The 10,306-nt window shown below is 47.9% G+C and carries 10 protein-coding genes and 1 tRNA gene; 4 read left to right on the top strand and 7 right to left on the bottom strand.

What is annotated here, in order from left to right; genetic code table 11:
- The first annotated feature begins 52 nt into the window (after positions 1–52).
- A complete protein-coding gene (locus H6F68_RS10165) occupies positions 53–940 on the top strand; it encodes an NAD(P)-dependent oxidoreductase (RefSeq protein WP_277876041.1) in 888 nt (295 codons plus the stop codon).
- 51 nt (positions 941–991) lie between these two features.
- On the opposite strand, the gene H6F68_RS10170 is transcribed toward H6F68_RS10165, so the two are convergent.
- Entirely contained in the window at positions 992–1,705 is a 714-nt protein-coding gene (locus tag H6F68_RS10170) for an SH3 domain-containing protein (RefSeq protein WP_190558626.1), read from the bottom strand.
- 213 nt (positions 1,706–1,918) lie between these two features.
- Between H6F68_RS10170 and H6F68_RS10175 the strand changes: the two genes are divergently transcribed.
- Entirely contained in the window at positions 1,919–2,563 is a 645-nt protein-coding gene (locus tag H6F68_RS10175) for a TVP38/TMEM64 family protein (RefSeq protein ID WP_242065430.1), read from the top strand.
- Positions 2,544–4,079 (top strand): mercuric reductase, encoded by a 1,536-nt coding sequence (locus tag H6F68_RS10180; protein ID WP_190558630.1) that lies wholly within the window; start codon positions 2,544–2,546, stop codon positions 4,077–4,079. The genes H6F68_RS10175 and H6F68_RS10180 overlap by 20 nt, the downstream gene beginning before the upstream one ends.
- Before the next feature lie 164 nt (positions 4,080–4,243).
- Here H6F68_RS10180 and H6F68_RS10185 read toward each other — a convergent pair whose 3' ends face one another.
- Positions 4,244–4,585 (bottom strand): hypothetical protein, encoded by a 342-nt coding sequence (locus H6F68_RS10185; protein WP_190438715.1) that lies wholly within the window; start codon positions 4,583–4,585, stop codon positions 4,244–4,246.
- Positions 4,586–4,739: 154 nt separating this feature from the next.
- Between H6F68_RS10185 and H6F68_RS10190 the strand changes: the two genes are divergently transcribed.
- On the top strand, positions 4,740–5,357 hold the full coding sequence (locus tag H6F68_RS10190) for a class I SAM-dependent methyltransferase (protein WP_190558632.1): 618 nt from the start codon (positions 4,740–4,742) through the stop codon (positions 5,355–5,357).
- 145 nt (positions 5,358–5,502) lie between these two features.
- On the opposite strand, the gene H6F68_RS10195 is transcribed toward H6F68_RS10190, so the two are convergent.
- From H6F68_RS10195 to glyQ, 5 genes are all read right to left on the bottom strand, one after another.
- Positions 5,503–6,015 (bottom strand): hypothetical protein, encoded by a 513-nt coding sequence (locus tag H6F68_RS10195; RefSeq protein ID WP_190558634.1) that lies wholly within the window; start codon positions 6,013–6,015, stop codon positions 5,503–5,505.
- 73 nt (positions 6,016–6,088) lie between these two features.
- A tRNA-Ser gene (locus tag H6F68_RS10200) sits at positions 6,089–6,173 on the bottom strand.
- 41 nt (positions 6,174–6,214) lie between these two features.
- Positions 6,215–8,572, bottom strand: a complete 2,358-nt coding sequence (locus tag H6F68_RS10205) for a ComEC/Rec2 family competence protein (RefSeq protein WP_199300013.1) — start codon at positions 8,570–8,572, stop codon at positions 6,215–6,217.
- A 15-nt stretch (positions 8,573–8,587) separates the two neighbouring features.
- Positions 8,588–9,064 (bottom strand): DUF4079 domain-containing protein, encoded by a 477-nt coding sequence (locus tag H6F68_RS10210; RefSeq protein ID WP_190558638.1) that lies wholly within the window; start codon positions 9,062–9,064, stop codon positions 8,588–8,590.
- A gap of 153 nt (positions 9,065–9,217) precedes the next feature.
- Positions 9,218–10,111, bottom strand: coding sequence for a glycine--tRNA ligase subunit alpha (gene glyQ / locus H6F68_RS10215; RefSeq protein WP_190558640.1), 894 nt, complete (start codon positions 10,109–10,111; stop codon positions 9,218–9,220).
- Between the last annotated feature and the right edge of the window lie 195 nt (positions 10,112–10,306).

A 10,306-nucleotide genomic window follows, 5' to 3' on the forward strand; every position in this document is an offset into this window, starting at 1 on the left:
CAGGGAGCGATCGCTAGTCAGTAGTATTAATGGGGAATCAGAACGGCGATCGCTGAACAAGTGGAGGAATGCAGTGGTAACAGTCGGGTTTATTGGCACAGGCTTGATGGGTTTGCCGATGGCAGAGCGGCTGTTGGCTGCTGATCTGTCGGTCATTGTTTATAACCGTACTCCAGAGAAACTAGAGCCGCTACAACAGGCCGGAGCTGCGATCGCTCAGTCCCCAGTGGAGGTATTGCAACAAGCAGATTGTGTGTTGCTGATGTTGACAGATGCTCCTGCCATCCAGGCTGTGCTTTTATCACCAGAAACACGCTCAGCCTTGACAGGACGTACCATCATTCAGATGGGCACGATCGCCCCAGCTGAGAGTTGTGCGATCGCGGCAGAAGTTGAGGCGGCGGGAGGCAGCTATCTAGAAGCACCTGTGCTGGGCAGCATTCCAGAGGCGCAGGCAGGTAAATTGATCATCATGGTAGGAAGTTCACCAGAGCTGTTCCAACATTGGCTAAGTCTCTTGCAACACCTAGGGCCAGAGCCGCAGTTGATCGGCGAGGTGGGAAGTGCAGCGGCTCTCAAGTTAGCGCTCAATCAATTAATTGGCTCGTTGACTACGGCTTTTGCCTTGAGTCTAGGCTTTGTGATGCGGCAAGGCGTGGATGTGGAAACTTTCATGAACATTTTGCGGGATAGTGCTTTGTACGCACCGACATTCGACAAAAAGTTACCCCGCATGGTGGAGCGTAATTACACCAATCCCAATTTCCCCACGAAGCATTTGTTGAAAGATATGAATTTGTTCTTAGGAGCAGCTCAGTTAGCAGGATTAAATGTCAGCAGTTTGGCAGGAGTCCAAACAATTTTAGAGATTGCTCAGAAGATGAGTTTAGCCGAAGCAGACTACTCAGCTTTATTCTCTGCGGTCAATCCTCAGGAGTAACCGAGGCAACTGTGGCGATCGCTTCTCATCTCTTCATTGGTATATCGCCCACTACCTCCGCCAGCGGTCAAACTGATCTTCTGAACAGCCGTTGATATATGCATTGGAAACCCAGCCATTGATCGGGCGTACCCGTTCGGTGGTTGGGTCTTCAACTCCTACCAGCTTGACCCAGTTGCCCCGCCGATTCAGTGCCCTGACTACACGACCGCGATTGAGCTGGGTCAGCACGGAGTAGGTGGTGCTAGGGCCACTCCGAATATTGACAGAATTACTAGTAATGAATGAGCAAACTCCTTGACTCGGGGTACTTACGTCAGTTCGAGCTAAATATCTAGTGACTCTCTCCTCAACCCGTTTCCCATTGGGAAATTCAACTGCTAGCACGGGGTTAGGAATTCGGGAGGTAGGAATCTGCAAGATATAGGTATAGCCGTTGTTTCTAAACTCGAAATAGCGCAATTGCCGAGGATCATAATTAACTGCTTCTAGGTTCAACCCTGGGCCACCATTTCTCGTACGGCTACGGTAGAAGCGCGGAGCAGTGGGATCATCCTCTGCACCACAAATGTAAACTAAATAATTTTTGGTTTCTGCATAGGCTAGGGTTCCACCCGTTCCACGACCACAGGTAACATCTCCTTCAATTTCACTTAAGTTACCAACTTTTAATTGCGCGATCGCAGGCTGGCTGGAAAATGCAAAAGTGAGAATTGTAAAAGACAGTGCAACTGATAAAGCCTTAAATTGTTTATGACCTAACATAGATTGGAAGATGTGTGAGGATAATTTTTCATCCAATCCTATCAGGCTTGACCTCAAGCATTGCGGGAATAAAATCTATCTTTAACATCTGCTCAGCTTCTTTAAAGTAAATAAATTATGAGTCGAGAGCTGCTGAGGAAACGATTGATTCTAGGGTTCAAATTTGCTGGTGTACTGATTGTAGTAGCTGTTCTTTTAAGAGCAATTAAATACTTGAATTTGTCAGCTTCATTGGCAATAGCTCTAGAGAAAATTCAGAGTTTAGGTGTTTGGGCACCGATCGCCTTTATCTGCATTTATATTTTTGCAGCTCTGTGCTTGATTCCAGGCTCTTTACTCACGCTAGGAGCGGGGGTGTTATTTGGGGTCGTTTTTGGCTCCATCTATGCCTTTGTAGGAGCCACGCTGGGAGCGATCGCGGCTTTCCTAGTCGGCAGATATTTAGCGAGAGGATGGGTAGCTCAGCAGATTGAAGGTCATGCCAAATTTAACGCCGTAGATCAAGCAGTGGCACGGGAAGGGCTCAAAATTGTGCTGTTGACTCGACTCTCTCCTGCCTTCCCATTTATATTGTTGAACTATGTTTTTGGCATTACGCAAGTATCTCTTCGAGATTATGGATTGGGCTGCTTGGGCATGCTGCCACCCACTATTATGTATGTTTACATTGGTTCCCTGTTGGGTGATTTGGCAACCTTAGCTACCAAAACTACAGGGCGATCGCGTTCCCCAGCGGAATTGGTCTTCTACAGTGTGGGCTTAGTTGCCACTGTAGTTGTCACCATTTACGTCACTCAAGTTGCCCAAAAAGCCTTAAACGAAATTTCTGGAGGAACTGATGTCTCAGCCAAGCGTTGAGTCGGTAAAAGTGCTACCGATGGATGAGTATAACGAAGCTTTAGTGAATCAGGTACGGCCTGACCATTGGACTAATCCGCAACCGGCTGCTTGCTACAACTTAGTGGTCATTGGAGGAGGAACGGCAGGGCTAGTGACAGCCGCTGGAGCGGCAGGCTTGGGAGCAAAAGTTGCACTGGTAGAAAAGCACTTGTTGGGAGGCGATTGCCTCAATGTGGGCTGCGTTCCTTCGAAATGTATGATTCGCTCTGCTCGGGCAGTTGCTGACTTGAAAGCGGCAGGACAGCATGGCATTCAGATACCAGAACATCTGGAAGTTGATTTTGCTACCGTGATGGAGCGGTTGCGACGAGTGCGGGCCGAGATTAGCCACCATGATTCAGCTCAACGCTTTCAACAGCTAGGAGTTGATGTTTTCTACGGCACCGCTAAGTTTACCAGCTCCAATACAGCGGAAGTAGCAGGTCAAACGCTGCGGTTTAAACAAGCTGTGATTGCTACAGGAACTCGTGCCGTTGAGCCTGCGATCCCAGGATTGGCAGAGGCAGGCTACTTGACCAACGAAACTGTTTTTCACTTAACTCAGCGTCCGCAACGGTTGGCAGTTGTCGGAGGTGGACCTATCGGTTGTGAGCTAGCCCAGGCATTTCAGCGGCTAGGGTCTGAAGTGGTGGTGTTGCACAAGAACGCTCACCTCCTCGATCGCGAAGATGCAGATGCGGCTGAGATAATTCAACAAACTTTCATCAGCGAAGGCATTCAATTATTGTTGTCAGCTCAAATTCAGCGAGTTGAAGTGAGCAGTGCAGGTAAAGTCGTTTATTACGAGAGCAATGGCCAACCTGACTCAATCGTTGTAGATGAAATTTTGGTAGGGGCGGGCCGAGTTCCTAGGGTCGAAGGCTTAGATTTGGAACGGGTAGGCGTGAAGTATGACAAAACTCAAGGGGTGTGGGTGAATGACCGCCTACAAACCACCAATCCTCGCATTTATGCAGCGGGTGATATTTGTATGGATTGGAAGTTTACTCATGCTGCTGATGCGGCGGCTCGCATCGTGATTCAGAATGCTCTGTTTCTAGGACGTAAAAAACTGAGCTCGCTCACCATGCCTTGGGTGACTTATACCGATCCAGAGGTGGCTCATGTTGGTTTGCATGAGCCACAGGCTGAAGCCCAAGGTATCAACCTAGATACTTACTTGGTTCCTTTAGAGGAAATTGATCGCGCGATCGTAGATGGAGAAACCGCTGGATTTGCCAAGATCCATGTCAAGCAAGGAACTGACAAAATTGTGGGTGCAACGATTGTGGCTCGCCATGCCGGGGAGATGATCAGTGAAGTAACCTTGGCGATGGTAGGAAATTTGGGATTGGGGGCGATCGCCAATACCATCCATCCTTATCCCACTCAAGCAGAAGTAATTCGTAAAGCTGCAGATGCGTACAACCGCACCCGTCTAACTCCTACCATAAAAAAATTGTTCTCGACCTGGCTCGCCTGGCGGCGCTCATAAACTCCCAAAAAATTTAGGACGCAACATCTTGCGCCCTAAAAGTGTTTAGCAATCTCTGATTAATTGAAGTCAGAATTTAATCTCTGAAGCTCTGGTTACAGGATCAAGCCTTAGAGTTAATCTTCTAGGTCAGGTGCTCAACAAGTAGCGTTAAACTCGCTCAATTACTGCTTAGCAGCATCTGTCTTGGCAGCATCGTCACTTGCAGCAGAAGCATCTTTAGCGGCGTCTTTGGCAGTGTCAGCAGCTTTGTCAGCATCCTTAGCAGCATCAGCCGCCTTATCAGCAGCTTTGGAAGCATCTTCAGCTGCTTTCTCAGCTTCAGCAGGCTTGGCAGTGCTATCAGCCGCACCAGCAGCGGGGCTGGCTTCGGTTACAGCAGGGCTAGCTTCAGTTGCGGTGCCACCATTGGTAGGAGTGGTGCTGGTGTCTGAGGAGCAGCCAACAAGAGCACCGAAGCTTAGGGTTGCAACAGCGGCCAAAGTGGTTAGGTAATTAGCTTTCATAAAACTCTCCAACTAGTCAGGACAAAAGTGCGATCGCCCCAGACAAGACTGGGCTTATTTGTGTATTAAGACCTATCAGACTGAGTTTTTGCTGAGAAACAGTTTGGTATCTGTTAAGAAAAAGAAAAGTGCAGGAAATTGAGGAGATATTAATATGCGGTTTTACTCACAAGTGATTTTTCCACGACTCCTAGATTGGGGTATGTCTCACCCCGCTTTGGCGCAGTATCGGCAAGAACTATTGGCTGAAGTAGAAGGAGAAGTTTTAGAAATCGGCTTTGGCACTGGATTAAATCTGCAATACTATCCCCGCCAAATTCAGAAAATTACAACGGTGGATGTGAATCCAGGTGTTAGTGCTTTGGCGCAAAAACGTATTCAAGCTACGGCGATCGCCGTAGATCATTGCCTATTAAATGGTGAGAATTTGCCAATGGCGGATAATACGTTTGACAGTGTGGTGAGTACCTGGACTTTATGCAGCATTGCCAAAGTGGATCAAGCATTGCAGGAGATTCATCGGGTGCTCAAGCCATCGGGCAAGTTTTTCTTTGTTGAGCATGGATTGAGCGAAGACCCCCAAGTTCAGGTCTGGCAAAATCGCCTCACGCCTCTACAAAAAGTGATTGGAGATGGTTGCCACCTCAATCGCCAGATTCAGCAGTTGGTTGAAGCGAACCACTTCGAAATCTTGAAATTAGACAAGTTTTACGTCACTACTCTTCCTAAAATAGGCGGTTTCATGTACAAGGGAGTCGCCATCAAAGGATAAGCAGGGTCATACGCAATAGTCATGAATATCAGATTCATTTCCTTGCAACTAAAAGAAACGATCGCCCCTAATTCCTGAAACAAAAATATAGGAGGGGAGCGATCGCCTAGATTAAATTAAGGCACTAGAGCATGAGTCCAATTTGCTACTGTCCGTCGCATAAAACGCTCAGATCAATTCTTTTGCCTCTAGCGTCAATTACGCGACAACTGCGATCGACCGAGTCGGCTGCTTGAGAGAGGCCCGCATACCCGATATATCCTTGCGGCAGAGAGCGCATGGCTACAACTGACTCCAATCCTGCTTCAAAATCCAAACTAGTGGATGCTGAGTATTCGATTGTAGGTCCATCTACCGATACAGCAACTCCCTCACAACCAGGAAGCTCAGAAACCTTTGCTCCTGCCGCTTGCCAGTCTTGCAGTTGATGACGAAATTCAATCAGTTGCTGCCGATCTTGGGATGTAATTTGAGGATTGCCGATCCGGGGTCCCATTGCCTTAATGGCTCGGTTCCAGTTATTTTGGCAGACCAAATCTTTAAGTGAGGAATCGAGCTGGGGCAGGTTGAGCGCCTGACTCTGGTCAGCAAAACTCAAGCCTTCTACGCTCAGCAAAGCGGGGGTTAACAATGCAATCGAACTTAATTCTCTCAGCATGATCGATACCGGAAAGTTCCAACCCTTTTTTCAGCTAATTTGGCTAGCCATCCGGTATTTCTGCTGTTATCAACGGAGAGGGGGGGATTCGAACCCCCGTTGAGTCGCCCCAAAACAGATTTCGAGTCTGCCGCATTCAACCACTCTGCCACCTCTCCAGAGGTTTGGTCTCTATTTATTTTAGAGGGATTTACCCATTCTACAGTAGGGGAACCTCGTTTTCTGTAGATTCTAGAGTCCTAGTTAAGCCTTGATTCGGTTGCCACTGCAAAGCTCCATCTCGCCCAGTCCAGTAAACCTCAATCTTGTTCCGGCGGAGCTGGGCCAACGTATCTGGATCAATGGAGGTAGCAGAGGCGATCGCGATTTGCGGCTTAATCGCTTTTAATAAGCTATTGGTTAAGGGTTCGCCAGTCCACCAAAGTACCTGTGCTGGAGCTAATTGGCCTGACTCTACCAAAGCGTTCTGTTCACTACTCTTGAGATGGCTTAGCCAAATCCACGGCTGGTCATACAACTTAAAGGCCCAGACAGCTAAATCAGTACTGACAGGTTGTACAGCAGTAGAACCAATTTGAATCGTTTGACCTGAAGCTAAAAGCTGGTAATGCCTTTGGGCAGCTAGGCTAGGAAAAACCACAGCCTTCTGATCAGACGCTATGGCAGGTGGGCGATCGCCCGCCCTAACTTTAGAGGCGGCGCTTGTATAAAAAGCTTTAATTGGCAGCTGATCTACAATTTGGGACCAACCTTGATGATTATGTTGAGTGTCTGTAGCCACAGCCCAATCGATTTGATTAATTCCTTGCTTTTGCAGGAATGGCAGCACTGTTAAACTAGCGATCGCTTCGTTGCCACTGTTCACCAAGCCAACGCGACTTTGGTCTTGAACCACTAAGATGGGTTCTCCAGATGTCGCTAGGACGGTTGCCCGAAACAAGGTTGTGTAGCTATACCAGACGGGTAGCACAATTAAGCCAACAGCAATCAGACCTGCTGCCCACCAGCGACGCTGCCACCAAGTCTGTAGCCAAGCAAGACAAATCAGGCCATACAAAACGGCGAGTTGCAACGTAGAAATAGTCCCTACCGCAATAGAATTACCCGGTAATCGACTAAAGAAATCGACAATGGCGATTAGCCCATGAGTAGGGTAGTAAAGCAACCAAGCGATCGCACTTCCGGCCAAAGGCCAAACCAAGGCAGCTAAGGCACTAACAACACCACCAATACTAATAATTGAAATCAATGGAGTCGTTAGAAAATTCACCACAATGCTGTAGGGAGAAACCAACCCAAAAACATAAAGTTGCAAAGGTAAAGTCCATAAATAAGCAGCAATTGGCACCGCAATTAAAGTTGCGATCGCGGGAGGGAGCCAATCTAGCCGCTTAATCACAGGCGGGACAGTGACCAATAAACCTAAGGTGGCTAACAGGCTTAATTGAAACCCTAAGTCCCAAATCCACAGCGGGTTCCATAACAGTAGAAACGTCGCTGCAACCAATAAAGAACCTAAAGGCTTGATTTTTCTTTGGGTTCCTAAAGCAACCAGAGCTGCAAATCCCATCAAAGCTGCTCGCAGCACAGCGGGTTGTAAACCTGCCAAACCTACAAATATAGCTAACGCCCCTGTCCCAGAAATTATTTGCATCCGCGCTGGAAAGCGCCGAGTTAAGACTAGAACTAATCCTAAAATGAGCGAAGTTTGGAATCCTGAAGCCGCTAGCGCATGGGCCAAACCGATTTTGGCGAACTGATCTTTGATGTCATAAGGCAAATCAACTGCCCGACTGCCCAGCACCATAGAACTAACTAGCGGTCCTTCAGGACTGCCTAGCCAGCGTACCTGTGTTTGAATGATTTTTTGACGAATCGCCCACCAGCCCCACTGAGCAATGGGCGTCCCTGGTGTCAAACTAATTTGACGACCGCTGAGACCGGCAAATCCTCCTTCTTGCGCCAGATAAGCCCGAAAGTCAAACTCTCCTGGATTTTGAGCAGGCTTCGGCTCGTATAACTTACCTGTAACCGCGATCGCTTGTCCGGATCGCAGACCTGTTCCCTGTAACAAGGGCAGCGTTACATACAGGTTGCCACTAACCGCTTGGTTGGAGTTAGCTACTTGTGCTGGAACAATTACCTGACTGACCTGGGTTGCTTTCATCCAAAACTGCGATCGCCCACTCCGAGTCAGGCGGGGTGAGCCGATGACCTTTCCTTGAACAGTCACAATCTGCTCTGAATTAACCGATGAGGAGCTAATCAGTTTGCTGACATCGTTTGTCGCTGGTTGAGGTGTACGGACTTGAAAGTATAGGCTGGCTAAAAGCCCCACCAACCCAGCAGCTATACAAACTTTAGGATTCCATCTCAGTTGCCAACTTTCTGGTAAACGTAACGAACGGACGATCGCGGGCGGAATAGCAAAGCGTTGGCGAGCTAGCAAGGCTGCTACAATGCCCAGCCCCAGCAATAAATAACCGCCGCCTGGGATTGTAGTTATCAACAATCCCAGAATGTAAGCAAAACATAGAATAATACCCGCTAGGGTCATCAATCGCCTCCTGAACTAGATTGATAACCCTAACTTCAAACCTAACCCCGCATGAACCAGCATCAGCAACAAGGCAATGCTCCCTAGCAAAGCGTGAACTATACGCAGTGATTTGTTACCACCAAAACCTGCGAGAGCAATTACACCGTTAAAAGCTAACAAGCTCAACACCACCAAGCCCGTCCAAAAGTGAGGGCTTTCAAGAACTGGCTGCTGCTGCATCACTAGTGATAGAACACCACCCGTAAAACCCAAAGCCATAAACAAAAACATCCAACCAGCAATCTTAGGATGTGCATTGCGGCTTTGGTCTGCGATCGTAAAATCAGTTGCTAGTCGGCTGCGCCATCCGGTGATGCCAACAGCACTACCCATGGCAACAACTACGATGCCCATCATGGCTGGATGCCCCCAATGCACAACGGGCTCAGGAATACCCAGACTGCGGAACCAAGCAGCAGTTGGTTCTAGGAATTCGCTCAATCCCGACATTTGTTTTCCTTTATACTTCAGTAATAGCTCTAGTTCTATCACTATAGTGACGGTAGATAGATAAGCATAGAAGTTGGCTCAACGTCGAACTTGAAGACCTCTCCGAAACAGAAAACTCTCAAAGGCTAAAGACTACTTTCAATCTTTTAATACTTAGAGTGAAGACACTTTAGTCTTTTGAAGTTCTAGTAGCGGAAATCCCAATGCCTCTCGCTGCTTTAAATAAAGCTGAGCTACCTGCCGTGCCAAATTGCGAATCTTTAGGATATACCGCGTACGCTCAGTAACAGAAATAACTCCCCTAGCATCCAATAAATTGAATGTGTGAGAACACTTCAAGACGTAGTCGAATGCAGGTAAAACCAGCTCCTGTTGCATTAGTCGCTCTGTTTCCTGCGCATACAACTCAAACAGTGTGAACAGTAGCTCTGGGTTTGAAGCCTCGAAGTTGTAAGTTGAGTTCTCAACCTCTCCTTGGAGGTGCACATCTCCATAGGTGAGCTCATCATTCCAACGAATGTCGAAAATTGAGTTTACCCCTTGGAGGTACATTGTTAACCGTTCTAAACCGTAAGTGATTTCAACGGAAACCGGGCGGCAATCAATACCACCGCACTGCTGGAAGTAAGTGAACTGTGTCACCTCCATGCCATCTAGCCAGACTTCCCAGCCAACACCCCAGGCTCCAACTGCTGCATCTTCCCAGTTATCTTCTACAAAACGGATGTCATGCTCCTCTGGATGAATACCTAATGCTCTTAAAGAATCTAGATAGATTTCCTGAATGCTGTCTGGCGAGGGTTTAATCAGCACTTGATACTGATAATAATGCTGCACTCGATTTGGATTTTCTCCATAGCGCCCATCTCCAGGCCGACGACAGGGCTCAACATAAGCAACTGACCAAGGCTCTGGTCCAATAGCCCGCAAAAAGGTATGCGGGCTTTTAGTTCCAGCGCCTTTTTCTGTGTCGTAGGGCTGGACGATCAAGCAACCGCGATTGCTCCAAAACTGATGCAGAGTAGCAATAACCGACTGAAAATTCACAAACTCCCCCTTCTGCGCAAGCACGACGCATTCTGGCATCTCTTCTGTACTATTGTCACGCAAACCTCGACACAGAGAGCTTTTGAAAATAATCCAAAAAATCTTCGATCTCCCCCTTGACAATCCCGTGTGGACTTCGTTATATTGGCTAAGCGGTCGAGGGAGAAGGGGCGCGAAAGCGCACCGAATCAGTCG

Source organism: Trichocoleus sp. FACHB-262, from assembly GCF_014696035.1.
Taxonomy (GTDB): domain Bacteria; phylum Cyanobacteriota; class Cyanobacteriia; order FACHB-46; family FACHB-46; genus Trichocoleus.

What these genes read in the sequence shown, in the direction of transcription:
- H6F68_RS10170 (WP_190558626.1), bottom strand. Translation starts at nt 1,705, where the DNA reads ATGTTAGGTCATAAACAATTTAAGGCTTTATCAGTTGCACTGTCTTTT.
- H6F68_RS10205 (WP_199300013.1), bottom strand. Translation starts at nt 8,572, where the DNA reads ATGACCCTAGCGGGTATTATTCTATGTTTTGCTTACATTCTGGGATTG.
- H6F68_RS10210 (WP_190558638.1), bottom strand. Translation starts at nt 9,064, where the DNA reads ATGTCGGGATTGAGCGAATTCCTAGAACCAACTGCTGCTTGGTTCCGC.
- H6F68_RS10185 (WP_190438715.1), bottom strand. Translation starts at nt 4,585, where the DNA reads ATGAAAGCTAATTACCTAACCACTTTGGCCGCTGTTGCAACCCTAAGC.
- H6F68_RS10180 (WP_190558630.1), top strand. Translation starts at nt 2,544, where the DNA reads ATGTCTCAGCCAAGCGTTGAGTCGGTAAAAGTGCTACCGATGGATGAG.
- H6F68_RS10195 (WP_190558634.1), bottom strand. Translation starts at nt 6,015, where the DNA reads ATGCTGAGAGAATTAAGTTCGATTGCATTGTTAACCCCCGCTTTGCTG.
- H6F68_RS10190 (WP_190558632.1), top strand. Translation starts at nt 4,740, where the DNA reads ATGCGGTTTTACTCACAAGTGATTTTTCCACGACTCCTAGATTGGGGT.